General features: G+C 36.4%; 17 protein-coding genes and 4 pseudogenes. 14 read left to right on the top strand and 7 right to left on the bottom strand.

The window, feature by feature from the left end:
* The coding region (locus K5Q14_RS09135) for a fluoride efflux transporter FluC (protein WP_246587644.1) at window positions 1-320 on the bottom strand (320 nt) is incomplete at its 3' end.
* Window positions 321-1450: 1130 nt separating this feature from the next.
* Between K5Q14_RS09135 and K5Q14_RS09140 the strand changes: the two genes are divergently transcribed.
* From K5Q14_RS09140 to K5Q14_RS09160, 5 genes are all read left to right on the top strand, one after another.
* Window positions 1451-2014, top strand: a complete 564-nt coding sequence (locus K5Q14_RS09140) for a recombinase family protein (RefSeq protein ID WP_010277799.1) — start codon at window positions 1451-1453, stop codon at window positions 2012-2014.
* Between the two features lie 208 nt (window positions 2015-2222).
* The gene (locus tag K5Q14_RS09145) at window positions 2223-2477 is read left to right on the top strand and encodes a transposase (RefSeq protein WP_147000540.1); all 255 of its coding nucleotides are present in this window, start codon (window positions 2223-2225) and stop codon (window positions 2475-2477) included.
* A 45-nt stretch (window positions 2478-2522) separates the two neighbouring features.
* Entirely contained in the window at window positions 2523-2816 is a 294-nt protein-coding gene (locus K5Q14_RS09150) for an IS3 family transposase (RefSeq protein ID WP_220735433.1), read from the top strand.
* Window positions 2817-2843: 27 nt separating this feature from the next.
* Complete coding sequence (locus tag K5Q14_RS09155; protein ID WP_147002000.1) at window positions 2844-3134, top strand: DDE-type integrase/transposase/recombinase; 291 nt, start codon at window positions 2844-2846, stop codon at window positions 3132-3134.
* Window positions 3135-3143: 9 nt separating this feature from the next.
* Complete coding sequence (locus K5Q14_RS09160; protein ID WP_143471756.1) at window positions 3144-3326, top strand: integrase core domain-containing protein; 183 nt, start codon at window positions 3144-3146, stop codon at window positions 3324-3326.
* 201 nt (window positions 3327-3527) lie between these two features.
* Here K5Q14_RS09160 and K5Q14_RS09165 read toward each other — a convergent pair whose 3' ends face one another.
* The 5 genes from K5Q14_RS09165 to hxlA form a co-directional block, all read right to left on the bottom strand.
* Entirely contained in the window at window positions 3528-4061 is a 534-nt protein-coding gene (locus K5Q14_RS09165) for a 5-formyltetrahydrofolate cyclo-ligase (protein ID WP_010277786.1), read from the bottom strand.
* Between the two features lie 31 nt (window positions 4062-4092).
* The gene (locus K5Q14_RS09170; RefSeq protein WP_220735434.1) at window positions 4093-4665 is read right to left on the bottom strand and encodes a uracil-DNA glycosylase family protein; all 573 of its coding nucleotides are present in this window, start codon (window positions 4663-4665) and stop codon (window positions 4093-4095) included.
* A 166-nt stretch (window positions 4666-4831) separates the two neighbouring features.
* On the bottom strand, window positions 4832-4978 hold the full coding sequence (locus K5Q14_RS09855; protein WP_157060920.1) for a hypothetical protein: 147 nt from the start codon (window positions 4976-4978) through the stop codon (window positions 4832-4834).
* A 313-nt stretch (window positions 4979-5291) separates the two neighbouring features.
* Window positions 5292-5822, bottom strand: a complete 531-nt coding sequence (gene hxlB / locus K5Q14_RS09180) for a 6-phospho-3-hexuloisomerase (protein WP_010386643.1) — start codon at window positions 5820-5822, stop codon at window positions 5292-5294.
* 13 nt (window positions 5823-5835) lie between these two features.
* Complete coding sequence (gene hxlA / locus K5Q14_RS09185; protein WP_014333945.1) at window positions 5836-6462, bottom strand: 3-hexulose-6-phosphate synthase; 627 nt, start codon at window positions 6460-6462, stop codon at window positions 5836-5838.
* A 126-nt stretch (window positions 6463-6588) separates the two neighbouring features.
* Here hxlA and K5Q14_RS09190 point away from each other — a divergent pair, with 126 nt between their 5' ends.
* From K5Q14_RS09190 to K5Q14_RS09200, 3 genes are all read left to right on the top strand, one after another.
* Window positions 6589-6978: a winged helix-turn-helix transcriptional regulator gene (locus tag K5Q14_RS09190; RefSeq protein WP_220735435.1), complete on the top strand. Its 390-nt coding sequence runs from the start codon at window positions 6589-6591 to the stop codon at window positions 6976-6978.
* A 660-nt stretch (window positions 6979-7638) separates the two neighbouring features.
* Window positions 7639-8289, top strand: a complete 651-nt coding sequence (locus K5Q14_RS09195; RefSeq protein WP_010383508.1) for an ABC transporter ATP-binding protein — start codon at window positions 7639-7641, stop codon at window positions 8287-8289.
* The gene (locus tag K5Q14_RS09200; protein WP_010276774.1) at window positions 8286-9041 is read left to right on the top strand and encodes an ABC transporter permease; all 756 of its coding nucleotides are present in this window, start codon (window positions 8286-8288) and stop codon (window positions 9039-9041) included. The genes K5Q14_RS09195 and K5Q14_RS09200 overlap by 4 nt, the downstream gene beginning before the upstream one ends.
* A 319-nt stretch (window positions 9042-9360) precedes the next feature.
* Here K5Q14_RS09200 and K5Q14_RS09210 read toward each other — a convergent pair.
* A pseudogene (locus tag K5Q14_RS09210) lies at window positions 9361-9519 on the bottom strand (helix-turn-helix domain-containing protein); the annotation flags it as partial.
* Between the two features lie 51 nt (window positions 9520-9570).
* On the opposite strand from K5Q14_RS09210, the pseudogene K5Q14_RS09215 reads away from it, so the two are divergent.
* The 6 genes and pseudogenes from K5Q14_RS09215 (at window position 9571) to K5Q14_RS09240 (ending at window position 14987) form a co-directional block, all read left to right on the top strand.
* Window positions 9571-10157, top strand: a pseudogene (locus K5Q14_RS09215) (site-specific integrase).
* A 485-nt stretch (window positions 10158-10642) separates the two neighbouring features.
* Window positions 10643-11878 (top strand): MobV family relaxase, encoded by a 1236-nt coding sequence (mobV, locus tag K5Q14_RS09220; protein WP_220735436.1) that lies wholly within the window; start codon window positions 10643-10645, stop codon window positions 11876-11878.
* 499 nt (window positions 11879-12377) lie between these two features.
* Window positions 12378-13532 (top strand): RepB family plasmid replication initiator protein, encoded by a 1155-nt coding sequence (locus K5Q14_RS09225; RefSeq protein WP_220735437.1) that lies wholly within the window; start codon window positions 12378-12380, stop codon window positions 13530-13532.
* Window positions 13525-14110, top strand: a pseudogene (locus tag K5Q14_RS09230) (helix-turn-helix domain-containing protein). The gene K5Q14_RS09225 and the pseudogene K5Q14_RS09230 overlap by 8 nt, the downstream one beginning before the upstream one ends.
* A 32-nt stretch (window positions 14111-14142) precedes the next feature.
* A pseudogene (locus K5Q14_RS09235) lies at window positions 14143-14526 on the top strand (type I restriction endonuclease subunit R); the annotation flags it as partial.
* Window positions 14527-14603: 77 nt separating this feature from the next.
* Window positions 14604-14987 carry a restriction endonuclease gene (locus K5Q14_RS09240; protein ID WP_072614527.1) on the top strand — a complete coding sequence of 128 codons (384 nt, stop codon included), beginning with the start codon at window positions 14604-14606 and terminating at the stop codon, window positions 14985-14987.
* Window positions 14988-15277: the final 290 nt, after the last annotated feature.

The raw sequence follows: 15277 nt of genomic DNA on the forward strand, positions 1-15277 counted from the left end.
TAATAAAAACTCCTATACTTGATTATCTCGGATTCTACCCTAGAAATAAAGTAGTCCGGATTTTCAGTATACGAGCAACCCATGATACCCGTCCCTATAAAATTTTTTAAAATTAAAGAATAGTCATAGCTGTCAGGAATGACTGCTCCGATATAAGCAAGGAAGAATGATCCTAAAACATTGATGACTACTATAACCCAAGGACTACTCCCAATATGTGGAATTTCGGTAATTAGTAGCCTGAACAAGCTACCTAATGACCCACCAAAAAATACTACAAGACAACTAGTCAGCAGGGTACTATCTTTTAAATATTTCATGTTTTCTCCTAAACAATACTTGTTAACACTTTAAAAAGTATAAAAATCAAATATTTATATTTTATAGTGTCTCTTCAAAAGTAAAAATTACAGATGTGGAAAATAATTTACTGATATCATCATGTATCTAAAATGCACGTTATACCAACCTAAATTGGGATACTACATGAAAATAGAAAAGAGATAATTATGATCAGTTCAGTACAATTTGAAAACACAAAATGTTATTCAAACCTATCAAACAAAGACTGCATTGCAAGTAAGGAATTCGTTTTTTTAAAAAAATGATTCTTGCGGAAAATGGCTACAAAATAGATAACATTGAAAATAACTTAGCACCAAAAATTGCAAATATAACGCTTTCTGATGACAATACCGCCCTTAAGCAACGTATATACGTTGAGTCAACAATATCAAATAAGATTCCGAATTTCGTATACTTAATATATCAAGAACGCCATACACCCGATGAAGTATCGCTTAGTACGACCATTTCATTACTAACCCCATTTAGTATTAATGGATTATTAAACAACACACCTGAAAATTAGTTTAAAAATGCTAAATAAAAACAAGCAAAATGATCTATGAAATAGAAATAATTGGCAAAAACAGTGAAAGTGGTATAATATAAATATAAACAAAAAGACCCATGTTAGGTACATGACCTTTTAAGTCACAAGCGTGCTTCGGCGTTGGTAGTTGTTATTTTGTTAATAAACTAAAATAGTCATTTCACGAAAACCCCTAGAACCGGCCAAAGTTAAGGGGTTTTTGTTTACCTATTTTTTAGACTTGTTAATTTCTTTTAGTAGTTCGACTACTTTCGTAGCTAAAACAACCAGAAATGTGATCAACACAATTACCGCGGTCTAACAGACCATTTGGTGTTATCCTTTCAGGTAGCCTTGAGTTTCAACAATAAGCGTCACCCCCAACTATCAGATTCCACCAGTCCTTAACTTGCTTGCAAATAAAATTATATCATAACCTAATCTTCACAAAAAAATATGACAGCTTTACAGTTATTAGTGCAATAAACTTTTTGAGTAGTTTGCACTTTTTCAAAGTCATGCTATACTTGGCTTTATATACTGCAACTTAGTTATGCAATTTTAAAGAGGTATAAAATGACAGTTTATGGTTATGCACGGGTTTCAACAGCTGGACAATCTTTATATGAACAAAAAGAGACTTTGAAAAATGCCGGGGCTGAAATGATTTTCAGTGAAAAATATTCAGGTACAACTACATCACGACCACAGTTTAAAAAACTTGTCAATCTAATTGAACCTAATGACACATTGATCGTCACCAAGTTAGATCGCTTTGCTCGAAATACACGTGAAGCATTAAATTTAATTGATGATCTTCTGAAACAAAAAATTGTGATTAAAGTTCTAAACTTAGGAACAATTGACAATACCCCTATGGGTCGCATGATTGTAAGAACTTTACTTTCGGTTGCGGAAATGGAACGCGACATGATTATCGAACGTACGCAGGCTGGTAAGATATTTGCAAGGCAACACAATCCCAACTATAAAGAAGGTAGACCCAAAAGAAAAAAAGATAGCCGAAACACAGCTATCTTTGAGTATTCTCAAACACACACAATAAAATCTACAGCAGAAGCTTTCAATATTTCTGTTAGAACAGTACAATACATTAAAAAATTGTTTATTCAAGATTAATTATATTAAATTAATGGCAGATGACAAAAATATACGTCTTCCAATTGATATGCATATATGATATCAGTTCAGTAACATGGACAAACGCTTATACCAGACTCACACTTTATTATAATCAACCAATTTTACCTAGATTTACAATGCTCGTATACTGAAAATCAGGACTGCTTTATTTCTAGGGCATAATCCGATGCTAATATACTAAAAAATGGGCTATCTTTATTCAGTCCGTTATTCACAAGATGTCAAAGGTTTCTTGGTTAAACTTCACCAAGAAGGCCGTTCACTTAAATCATTAGCAGAAGAATTTGGTCCGTCGAAAGATTCTATTGCTATTTGGGTTAAACAAGCTACCCCAATCATGATCAAGGGCCAGTCAAAGACTTTAAAAGACGTCAAGCAACTAGAGAAGCGCCTCGCTATTTTGGAGGAAGAAAACGAAATTTTATCACGCATAGCCTGACAGGCATTGAGCGGCCATCTTACTAGCCAAAAAATAGTCCGTAATGTGGGATTGCCGCTAGTTAACCAATTTTTAGCACAAGGCCACGCGCTTGTGCGTATTTTAAGTGCACTTAAAATCAAACCTAGTACCTATTACAACTGGCGCCATTGGCAGCCCAGTCGACAAGAAAAGCGTAGAGAATCCCTGAAACCTTATATTTTAGACGTTTGGAAAACCTTTAAATTTTATGGTTATCGTCGTATTGCTGCTTATAGTCAACAAACCGACGGTCCGAAAGTATCTGAGTATATGACACTCAAATTGATGCGTGAATTAGGGATTAAATCCCGCATGTAAAAACGTTATCGCAAACCCAAAACTGTTGTGACGGTTGATCAAAAACCCAATCTGATTAGACACTTGCATGATTTGAGCGGTGTTTGGCAAACAGATATCACTTATATTCAGTTGACTAATCACAGATGGGTCTATTTAGCGACCGTTTTGGATCCTGAAAAGAGAAAAGTATTGGGCTATAAAATTGGCGATACAATGACAGCCGAGCTAGCCACAAGTGCCTTACAGATGGCGTTAGATAAGCATCGAAAGCCACTCATTATTCATTCAGATATGGGGTCACAATACACGAGTGCTGAGTTTAATATTAAATGCTAAAATTATGGCTTGAAACATTCATATTCACTCAAAGGCCATCCGTACGATAATGGCCGTATGGAAGCGTTTCATTCAATATTGAAGCGTGAAGAGGTGTATCTGAAGGCATACCAAACATTAACTGAAGTCCAAGCAGCCATTGGTTGGTATATCAATTTTTATAATCGAAATCGTATCTCAAATGTCGCCTAATTAACTGAATAAAAATGGTCCAATTTATTGACTTCTAAGCAATAGACTGGGCTACTAGAAATATCTATTTGAGAGGAGCTAACACAGAATTTTAGAATAATCATAATTACCTAAATGAGATTGTTTAACATAAAGTAATTAAAAAAATAAACTCATAATGAAAAACTAACATATTCATTATAAGTTTATTTAGCATAAATCCTATTTTATAAGATACCTCACCGGTCTATCCCACGTATCCTTTGAAAATTTATGGATTGATTGAGGAGGCAACACTAGCGAAACCGTTATACCATTATACTCTGCCAACGTTGCGTCAAAGAAACCTGCACCGTAACCTATCCGATAATTATCTTCGCTAAAGGCTACACCGGGAACCACCATTAGATCTATTCCCTTCAAATTTTGTGCTTGATTTTCATCTTGTGTTGGTTCTAGAATTCCGAATTTTGATTTACTCATTAAACTTTCTATATAGTCAAACCATAATAATTTTCCACTACTCACCCTAGGTACTACTACTTTCTTATGGCTTCTCAACGCCTCCTGAATAATGACATCAGTACTCAACTCGTGTTCCATACTTATAGTTACAGCCACTGAATTAGAGTTATTCCAATATGCCTTGGAAAACAGAATTGCCTGTAATCGCTCTTCTTCAGTAATCTTGCTATGGTAATCATATAATTTTAGTTTATCCAAGGTCATTTTTCTTATTTCTTTTTTACTAAGCACTGCTACAAATCTCCTCCAAATTATCTTCAAACTAGTCCGATAAAATCTTACTAATTATCTCTTTTAATTCTGGCACAACCTCTTGTTCAAACCACGGATTTTTTTTAATCCATATATTATTTCTTGGTGAAGGATGAACTATCGGAAAATAAAGAGGCAAGTAATTTTTGTAGTTCTTTATTACATCGGTTATCTTGCTTTGATAACCAAGATTCAGATAATATTTCTGAGCATATGATCCCACCAATATAATTAACTGAACATCGGGCATAAGCTCCAATAATTTTGGGTGCCATTTGTTAGCTACTCCTCGTCTGGGCGGTAAGTCACCCCATTTTCCTTTTCCTGGATAGTAAAAGTCCATGGGAATTACGCCAATTTTTCCTGAATTATAAAAGGTAGCTTTACCAACCCCGATCCACTCTCTTAATCGATCTCCCGATGCATCATCCCACATTATACCCGAGTTTTGAACTCGTAATCCCGGTGCTTGACCAATAATGACTAATTTTGCTTTTTTCGATACGTGAAATATTGGCCTTAATCCTTTTTTAGTAAACTCCATATTCATTTGATCTGCTGCTATATCATCAATAATACTCATATTCCCCCTCCTAACCAATGTATAATAATTATTATAAGCTACTTTATCAAACTTATATTGATTTATTAGTTCACAACTAAACTATAAAAGTCTACCAAGAGTCGTGCAACTTCTTTCTGCATCGCATTAAATTCGGCACGAGTCACTGGCTTACCACTCACGTCAGTCATAACGGTCTGAGCCTTTTTGACCCAACCCGTGACGGTTTTACAGCCAAATGACATTCATTGGCTAGGGAATTAGCAGAATGGCCCTCATTGTGCAAGGCAACAATTGGTGATTTAAATTCAGTTGAGTATCGCTTAGCTTTCATAATAAAAAACTCCTATACTTGATTATCTCGGATTATGCCCTAGAAATAAAGCAGTCCGGATTTTCAGTATACGAGCAGGTGTTAGAACGCGTCATAACCTAACGACATAATCACATTTTGTTACTAAAGAAATACCAAATCTACTATATATTGTTCATAAGTCAATAAAAACAGCATCTTCCAGAATTATCAAAATAAGATGCTGTTTTTAGTTTATGCTTATTTATTTTTATGTTATCAGTCTGAACTAGAACCAGTTCCACTACGAAAAATAACTTTCTTAATATATCGCTTTTATAATTTTAAGATAAAATCATTCAAGATTAGCATGTCTCTTCTGTAAGTCTGATTCTCCGATACTAAATTTATTCATATAATTGATTACAAACAAATCGCCATATAGCCAAACTGATTGTTCGAATAGACTTCCCATCGGTTGTTTTGTGATACTACTTTTAGTAAATTTACTTTTACCGGCAAGTAGCGTAACGTAGTCAGACTTACTAAAGATTGTATTATTATTATTGGTGCTCCATAGCCAAATTTTAGCTCCGATATTTTTAGAAATATCAGCATATCTAATTAATTGACTAGTTTCTCCAGATGAAGATGCAATAATTAGTAAGTCTTTATCGGTAATAGCAGGTGTAGTCGTCTCTCCTACAAAAAAGACATCCTTTCCTATTTGTGCGAGGCGCATGGCAAAGGCCTTTAATGCTAAACCTGAACGTCCAGATCCTGCTAAAAAAAGCCTATTAGATTCATTTATAATGACTAAGAGCTCATTGGGAATCGTATTATCTGAATTATTATTTAGTTCATTTAGTATATTTTCCCAATTCATAATAGTCTCCTCTTTAGCTTAGAATCTTTTTGAATTCTGCCGCCGCTGCCGCTGGATCATCTACAGTAGAAATTGCTCCACCAATAATTAATATATCTGGATTAGCCGACTTGATTTCTTCAGCTGCCGTTAGTTTAATTCCTCCGGCAATCGCAGTTTTGGTATTTGAAACGTTTTTCTTAATGATATTAAAAGTTTCAAAAGGATCTTGACCCAATGCTTGTAGATCATATCCCGTATGAGTACCGATGTAATCTGCACCGAAGGAATCAATTTCACGAGAGCGGGTTTCAATATCTTGAACTCCAATCATATCAACTAATAACTCTTTACCAGCTTCATGAGCTGCTTTTACGGCATCCTTAATTGATTGATTCTCGGCGACCCCTAAAATTGTTGTAATATCGGCACCATAATCAAATGCTTGATTTACTTCATATGAAGCAACGTCCATGATTTTCAAATCAGCAAGTAACGTAATATCTGGGAATTCTTTACGGATTTTTTTAAGTCCTTCAAGCCCAAAATTAATTACTAAAGGCGTTCCATATTCAAAAATATCAATACTGTCTTTTGTCTTTTGAATTAATTCAATGGCTCCTTGGACATCTTCTAAATCAATTGCTAATTGTAATTTCATAACACATTAACACCTTTCGTTTACTAAGATAAATATATATATATTATCGAACTTACTGGTAAAATTTAATAGAGGGCACTTTAAAGTAACCTGTTTGACTTAAATACTAACAAAGGGAGTCGGATTATGTCAGATCATTTTCGAAATGCTGTTATTAAAAAACTTAACAATGGGGATTTTGATTGTACTAAAGAATTTACAGTATCGATGTTCAGTGGTAAACATAAATTATTAATATTATGGATTTTAATAAATGATGGGCCACAAAGTTTTTCATATTTTATGAAGCGTTTGAAGGGTATCAGTAAAAAAGTTTTATCAAATCAGTTAAATGAGCTAATTGGTGACCAAATTGTGTCTAAACGAGAATACTTATCTGGTAAAGTACATCACACTGAATATCAACTAACCGATATAGGGCAAACATTGATTCCAATTGTAATTGCTTTAAACGACTGGGGAGAAAATAGACTTAAACAAGTTAGTTTGGTTAAAAAATTCAATAATGATCTATAAATTTTAAGAAGTAATTTTAGAACGTGTTAGTTTCATCGAATCTTTTCAACTCACTCTTGGAACATCTCAGGAGAGTTTTAAACAAGACATCAGGAAAAATAGGCGGACAGAGTCTTTGGGTTGTTTTAATCGCATTATATGATTTTTATCAGAGTATGAAAAGTTAATACACGAAGTTACTGATCTTATACTAAAAAAAATTCCAAGTTATTGACTTATGAGCAATCTGTTATTACAGTAAGTATGCGAACCCTTGAATTAATTGATGAATTACCAGAATTTGAAATCCAAGAGTAATATGGGGTCTATTTATATTATCGCCCCTGTAAAAGACTATTAAAACAGCCCCCATTATCTAATAGTTAGATAACGGGGGTTGTTTTTTTATAAAATGATATAATACTCCCTAGATAGGAGAAAACGTATGTCTAGACAAAAACGATCGATCAAGGAAAATAATGATAAATTAAAGGTTCAATTAGAACTCCTCCGTAGTTATACGGAACACTTTGACTCAGGTATGATTCATATGGCTTTGCCAATGGCTACACAGGTTCGTGTATTAATACATCAAACAGATAAGTCCAATTTATTGACTTCTGAGCACTTTTTCATCCGGCTGTTGTCGGCGCCGATCATTGTGCGATCGGGGGTGGGCATATGAATTCATTGATTAGTTTAGAAAAAGTTAATTATCAAATCGCTGATCAACATATTTTACATGATGTTGATTGGCAGATTCCAGCTGGGGCTCATATTACATTGACGGGACCATCCGGTGGTGGGAAAAGTACGTTATTACGGATCATTGCGGCCATGATTTCTAAAACAAGTGGGACCTTGATTTTTGATGGGCAGCCGATTGAAAGTTACGACCCAATCATGTATCGGCGGCAAGTCTCATATTGTTTCCAACAACCGACGTTATTTGGTGAGACGGTGGCAGATAACTTAGCTTTCCCGTACCAAATTCGTAAGCAAGTCATGGATACGCAACGAGTGGTAACGGCGTTAAATAATGTTGGGCTGTCCGAACGAACCCTGCATCAGCCGATTATCGAGCTTTCCGGTGGTGAACGGCAGCGGGTCGCGCTGATTCGCAACATCTTATTCTTACCAAAAGTGTTGTTATTAGATGAGGTGACAGCTGGTTTGGATGAAAATAATAAGCAAATCGTGCACGCCTGGTTACGACAGTTAAATGAGCAGGATCACGTGACAACGATCATGATTACTCATGACGCGACAGAGATTGCTGCGGCAGATCAATTAGCGAAAGTGGTTGCTGGCAGATTGGAGGTACACGCATGAATTTAGCAGTTAATAATACGTCGCTATTTTTGGCGGCAATGTTAGTGCTCGTCGCGTTAGGAATTAGTTTGTGGCAGAAACTTGGCTTGGATAGGGACATCGTCATTGGTGTCGTGCGGGCTGTTGTACAACTATTTATCGTGGGTTACTTGCTAAAGTATATTTTCCGAGTCAACAATTTGTGGCTAACGCTGGCGATGATAGGCTTCATTATCTTCAATGCGGCTTGGAATGCGAAAAAACGGGGGCCGGGGATTGACCATGCATTAGCCATTTCGTTATTAGCCATTTTTGTTAGTACGGGGGTAACACTCGGCGTCCTCGTGCTATCTGGTGCGATTAAGTTTGTGCCATCGCAAATGATTCCCATTTCTGGTATGATTGCGTCGAATTCAATGGTCGCAATTGGGCTGGCTTATCGCAGCCTCAATAGTCAGTTTCATGACCAGCGGCAAGGTGTGCTTGAACGGTTGGCGTTAGGGGCTGGTCTACTTGATGCTTCGATTGCCATCGTGCGTGAGGCGATTCGTACGGGGATGTCACCTACCATTGATTCGGCAAAGACTGTGGGTCTAGTCAGTCTGCCAGGGATGATGTCCGGTTTGATCTTTGCAGGGGTCGATCCAGTACGGGCCATTAGGTATCAAATTATGGTCACGTTCATGCTCTTATCAGCGACTAGTTTGGGGTCAATCATTGCGTGCTATTTAGCTTACCGTAATTTCTATAATGAACAAAAACAGTTGAAGTAATGACTCCTGATTGCAGTCCCGCGGGGAGTCCTTTATGATGGAAGCTGAAATAAAACTTAATGCGGGGGTATTGATGTGAATGACGCAGCGGTTTGGGTTCCAGTTCCAGCAATGTTTTACTGGGGCTGGTTAGTACCACTCATATTTGGAACCATTTGTGGTTGGCGTTATCATCGCGATAAGGTTCGCCTAGGTAACGGTATTTGGTTTTCGCTATTTTTCTATTCGTTTTTAACCATGCTGGCGATTACAATTTTAGGTAGCAATATCCACTGGTTGATCATTATCAGTGGGACGTTGTTTGTGTTGCTGATCCTGTTGTTTGTGCTAATTCAGCCTGATAAGGTTGACATCGAGATAATTCATAAGGAATTATTGACGGTGATCGGTTCAGCCGAACGCCCATTTGGATATTGGACAGCCCTAGTTCACAAAAGGTTTCGATTTTAATTCGTTCGGAATAGGTTATACTAGACAAAAGTGAACCAATTATAGGCAAGGACTGTTCTATTATTGAGGTTAAATAGATATGCAACAAATCGTACTCCCAATCAAAGACTCTAACGTCTTAAAAATGGTGCAAGACACCTTACTAGATAGTTTTCGGGCAGGTCGCCGTAACTACACCATCTTTCAAGTTGGCAAAGCCACCCTGCTGCGGGTGAGTGATGTGATGACGTTAAAGAAATCCGATGTCTATAATCCAGATGGCTCTGTTAAACACACGGCCTTTATTCATGATAAAAAGACCGGTAAAGCAAATACACTATATTTAAAGCCGTGCAACAAGACTTGTTGCAATATCATGATTGGCTAGCCCAACAGAATATCAATTCGGACTGGTTATTTCCTTCAACGGCCCATCCAGACCGGCATATCACTGAGAAGCAGTTTTATAAGGTCATGTCACGTGTTAGTGATCTATTAGGTATCAACTATCTAGGCACACATACCATGCGTAAAACAGGCGCTTACCGCGTCTATACACAGTCAAACTACAATATTGGTTTAGTCATGCACTTACTGAATCATTCAAGTGAGGCTATGACGCTTACTTATCTTGGCCTGGATCAAGCTAGTCGTGAGACCATGTTAGATCAAATTGATTTTGGTTAAATATTTTAATTACAACTACAACTACAGGTGTAACTATAGCTGTAGTTGTAGTTGTAATTAAAATTTCCTTATCTTGAATATTGATCATAATTTTTGATTGAGATGATTACGATGAGGAATATATACGCACTCAGAATAAGTTGAGATAGATACCGATACTATCCCAATTTATTTTTTTGTGGTTAAGCTGACAGCAGCTTGCCCCACGCGGGTAGCGTTCTGCATGACATGCTCCCACTGAAGGTGATCCTGCAATGATAAATTGCCCTGTCACGGCGTGACCCGCCGGAGGTTTTACGAGCCAGATAATAGGCGCTGTAAAATAGCAGTTTCCCTAGAAGGAAGGGAAACCGCTACTGTCAGCGCTTGTCGATGACGCGCCTCGCAGAGCCTGTCCAAAATAGCATTTTGGTATAACAGGCTATACCAGATTTTTAACGGTGTTATACTGGTCTTGGAAAACCTTTTTCGAGGAGGCATTTTTGATGGCGCATTTAAAGAAAAATACGCGTGGCGCAGTCCCTGGTTTAGCGGTCCATTTTGAACGTAAAACTGACCATCACACTAACAAAGAAATCGATGTGTCGAAAACCTATCTGAATCAAGAGCTCATGGCAGATGGTTCAGATATGCTTTCACGATTCAATGCGCGTTTAACTGACGTTTATTGCATGAAAAGAGACGATGTGAAGGCGTTAGCGACTTGGATTGTCACTTTACCTGAAGAACTCGCAGAAGCGTCCTACGAGCAACAGAGCGCCTTTTTTGAAGCAACTAGCAATTTTCTCAATGACCGTTATGGTCAAGAAAATACCGTGGCCGCGGTGGTGCATTATGATGAGACAACCCCTCACTTGCACTATGCCTTTGTCCCAGTGGTTTTTGATGATAAAAAATCACGTTATAAAGTATCTGCTAAAGAAGTGCTGACGCGACATGATCTACAAACTTTCCACGATGACTTAGATCAGCATTTAAAAAAGGTGCTCCCCTTTTATGAACAAGGGATTCTAAATAACAAAACCTTACCGTTTGAGAATGTCGCTGAAATCAAAAAATACAATGATCAGCTTAATGCCTTAAAAACAGAACTAGCTGACATTGAAGACAATATTCGTGCTAAAAAGGCCTTACTGACAATCACTAATCAAGCCTTAACAGAAGTAGACTTAGCCGAAAAACAAATTGATGATTTTAAACAAGCTTTATCTAAAAACCTCTTTGGTAAGACGGTGCTAAAACCAGATGACTTAGATCGCTTTAAAAGCGTGTTAGCCACGATGAAGAAAGCCACCTTACAAAGCCAGCATGAGACGGAAGAACTCAAGCAAACGTTAGGCCAAGTCAAAGCGCAATTAGCAGCTGTCCAAGCAGATTATCAAAACCTGAAAGAAACGCATCAAGCGCTTCAGAAGCGGCAGCGAGACCAGCAACAGCTGGATTATGCCATGCGAGACATGCTTAAAAATGATTATGGTGTCGACAAACTATCGCATACTGATGTGGAGGCTCGGTATGTTCTTTATAAGCTGGATCATGAAGAACTCACAAAAAATAAAAAAGTAGCCCAGTCATGGTTAAAAACCTTGACGACAGCTATAGAAGATCCAGACACCAAAATAGCACCTAGTAGATTAGATTGGGGTATTGAACAAGTTAAAGCATTAATTAATCGAATCATTGAATTAACGCGTGATATTTTTAAAGGACCCATTCTCTAACGTTAAAACGGCTTATTTGCCCGTATAAGCGTTTTTAGCCATGTGACGTAGAAATAATCATTAAGTAACTTAAAACGTCGCTATTGGCTTAATAAGTGGCAATCAGGTTACATAACCAGTAATCCATCATTTAAAATAATGCCAAACAAAAAGAACACTCTGGACAAACATTATGTACAACGGTGTTCTTTTTTGTTTTGTTTTTTATTGAATCAATAAAAAGGCGGAGCCTATTATAAGTTTATCTTTTATATTTTAATCTTTTGTTCTTTTGCGCGGTTAGAAAGTGTGTTTTATCAAGGATTTTCAGAGTTATACCCCTACAAAAAACTGTGTATACCCCTACAAAAAACTGTGTATACCCCTACAAAAAACTGTGTATACCCCTACTTTTATTTTGATTTTGTAGTAATAAAAATGCATAATAAAAGCATGAAGAAATTATCTTTGGCCAGACATTCTTCATGCTTAATCCAAACACGCAAAGGAGCGTATCTATATGTCTATTATACCAGAATCCAAAACAAGGCAGGTACAGACCTTGAATGACTTATCAAAACGAAAAGTAGTTGAACATAATAGCCTAATTACATCGATTGCCAAAATGGATAAAACCCCACTGAAAATGTTTGAATTAGCTGTTTCTTTAATTGATACAGAAAATCCACCTCAAGATCAGACCGTGTATCTATCAAAGAAAGAATTATTTGCCTTTTTTAAGGTAGTTGATAATGACAAGCATAGTCGCTTTAAAGAAGTGATTGAAAAGATGCAAAAACAAGCATTTTTTCAGATTAAAAAAGAACAAGATAAAGGGTTTAAGTTTGTTAGTATTGTGCCAATCCCGTATGTAGAATGGACGGACTATCATGATGAGGTATTAATCCGATTTAGTCCTGAAATCATGCCTTACTTAATTAATCTCAAAACTAATTTTACGCAACATGCTTTGTCAGATATTTCAGAATTAAATAGTAAGTATGCTGTTATTTTATATCGTTGGCTATCAATGAACTACAATCAGTATGAGCATTACAGTGTTAAGGGTGGACGGCGAGAAGAACAAGTTGAAAATTATCGCAATCCAACTATTGGTATGCGAGATTTACGAGAAATGACGGATACTGTAAAAGACTATCAAAGAATTGATAATTTTGAAAAAAGAGTGTTAAAAGCAGGACTTGATGAAATTAACTCATACACTTCTTTTAATGTCACGTATGAAAAAGTAAAAAAAGGACGTAGTATTGATAGCATTGTCTTTCATATTACAAAAAAACAAGTCGCAGATGATAGTAGTTATAAATTAGGTGATCGAGATTATATTGATGGAAAGATAAGACAAGAAGAAAGTGAAAATGAATTAGTTTTGCAGGCAATGGACAGTCCATATACAAGGCTACTTATGGAACACTTTTTATTATCATATTTGGATCTTATGGATAAAAAAATCTTAGCAGGCTTACAAAAAAATGTTTATCCACTATATGACGAATTAAAAGATTTACGAGGAGTAAACGGTGTCAAAGAGCACTTAGCATATATCCGAGATAAACAAGATGACTATTCGAAAAAGAATATTGCTAAGTATCTTAAAAAATCGATTGAACAGTATCTACCAATCGTTAAAAGGCAGGATATAGATCATGAGTGAAAATTTAAAAACAATTCGAGAACTTGCTGAGGAGTTAGGTGTTTCAAAACAGGCAATACAATATCATATAAAGTCGCTGACAAACAAAACAAGACAAACAAACGACAAAGGTATAGTTATTTTATCTTTAGAAGAACAGCATTTTATAAGGTCGAAGGTCGACAAACAGACAAACAAAACCAAGACAAATAAACAGACAAATGACAAACAAACAGACAAATGACAAACAAACAGACAAAGAGACAAAGTGGGATATCCACAACTATTTAATTAGTGAACTTGATGAAGTTAAGAAAAATAGAGATAAACAATTAGCAGTTAAGGATAAGCAACTAGAAAATAAAGATTCGCAAATAGCTCAAATGCAAAACTTACTAGACCAACAACAACGGTTAGCTTTGCAAGACAAAAAGCTGCTCGAAGAATACAAGGCAGAAATTAAGGACTTGAAAGCCTTAACGATGGCACCGCATGATGATGGTGAAAAAGAAGTGACGTCAGACAAACAACCGGAACCTGAAAATAGCACCCCGGAGTCACAACCTAAACCGAAAAAGTGGTGGCGTTTTGGTAAATAGTTACAACTAAAAAAGAAAAGAAGACTAGTTAAATGGCGGAAGATAAATTTGAACAAGCTGTAATTGACAAGCTAAAGAGTGAAGGTTGGGAATATCTAACAGATTATTCTGGTGTAACAGTTGATCGGCTATATGACCACTGGCGCGACATTCTGAATGCCAACAATCGTAAACGACTAGAAGATACGCCGTTATCTGATAATGAGTTTGAACAAGTGAAGTTGGAACTAACGAAGAATAAAACGCCGTATGATGCGCAACTCATGTTGGCGGGTACGGGTGGTGTTGGGACCGTACCGTTGAATCGTGATGATGGGACGCAGCTAGAACTTGAAATATTCTATGGTGATGAAGTGGCTGGTGGACATTCACGTTATGAAGTCGTTAACCAAATTACGTTTACGGATTTAGCAACGTAAGTTAGATTTGTTGAAAGAACAGAAAAAAGGCTTTTTACAAAAGATGTTTGTTTAGGGTCTATAATTAATAAGTGATGGGGTATTGTGGAACTGATGGTCAGGCAATAACTACGCAAGCAACTAGAGACGGTGGAATTGATGGATTTATCCAACAAGATGCATTAGGGCTACAAAATATATACATCCAGGTTAAAAGATACGCTAAATCAAATTCTGTAGGTTCTAGAACCATCCAAAGTTTTAGTGGAGCACTTCAGGAAAGAAGTGCAGGAAATAGTAATAGTGGTGTCTTTATAACTACTTCATCCTACACTCAAGATGCTTTAATATCCGCTAAACGTCTACATATAAAAGCTATTGACGGTGAACAATTGGCTAAACTAATAATTAAATATAAGGTTGGTATAAAAACCATCAATCAATTTCCAATTTATGAGATTAATAAAGACGACTTTTAATTCCCACCATTTCCATCAGGGTAATTTATAAGGAGAAAAGCTATGGATGACTTAAAAACCATAATAAGTAAAACTCTCAATCAATATCAAAATACTAAAAATAAATAAAAAAATTCTTTTCAATTTTTATTTATGGTATGACATAAATAAAGTAAAGTTATTCGTCTAGGTTAATCTTATTAATACTCTTTCTCACTAGTGTTGCATGCAACACTTGGTGTTAGTCTAAAAACATGGACACGGTTTCTACTACGATATAATAGACGTAGGAGAATAACCCATGACGCAAA

The sequence above is a fragment of the Leuconostoc inhae genome (genome assembly GCF_019656015.1).
Lineage (GTDB): Bacteria > Bacillota > Bacilli > Lactobacillales > Lactobacillaceae > Leuconostoc > Leuconostoc inhae_A.

Bases quoted from the DNA above. Each gene is read 5' to 3' on its own strand.
- K5Q14_RS09190 (WP_220735435.1), top strand. From the start codon at position 6,589: ATGTCAGATCATTTTCGAAATGCTGTTATTAAAAAACTTAACAATGGG.
- K5Q14_RS09225 (WP_220735437.1), top strand. From the start codon at position 12,378: ATGTCTATTATACCAGAATCCAAAACAAGGCAGGTACAGACCTTGAAT.
- hxlA (WP_014333945.1), bottom strand. From the start codon at position 6,462: ATGAAATTACAATTAGCAATTGATTTAGAAGATGTCCAAGGAGCCATT.
- mobV (WP_220735436.1), top strand. From the start codon at position 10,643: ATGGCGCATTTAAAGAAAAATACGCGTGGCGCAGTCCCTGGTTTAGCG.
- K5Q14_RS09855 (WP_157060920.1), bottom strand. From the start codon at position 4,978: ATGAAAGCTAAGCGATACTCAACTGAATTTAAATCACCAATTGTTGCC.
- K5Q14_RS09140 (WP_010277799.1), top strand. From the start codon at position 1,451: ATGACAGTTTATGGTTATGCACGGGTTTCAACAGCTGGACAATCTTTA.
- K5Q14_RS09200 (WP_010276774.1), top strand. From the start codon at position 8,286: ATGAATTTAGCAGTTAATAATACGTCGCTATTTTTGGCGGCAATGTTA.
- hxlB (WP_010386643.1), bottom strand. From the start codon at position 5,822: ATGAATTGGGAAAATATACTAAATGAACTAAATAATAATTCAGATAAT.
- K5Q14_RS09240 (WP_072614527.1), top strand. From the start codon at position 14,604: ATGGGGTATTGTGGAACTGATGGTCAGGCAATAACTACGCAAGCAACT.
- K5Q14_RS09195 (WP_010383508.1), top strand. From the start codon at position 7,639: ATGAATTCATTGATTAGTTTAGAAAAAGTTAATTATCAAATCGCTGAT.
- K5Q14_RS09145 (WP_147000540.1), top strand. From the start codon at position 2,223: ATGGGCTATCTTTATTCAGTCCGTTATTCACAAGATGTCAAAGGTTTC.
- K5Q14_RS09170 (WP_220735434.1), bottom strand. From the start codon at position 4,665: ATGAGTATTATTGATGATATAGCAGCAGATCAAATGAATATGGAGTTT.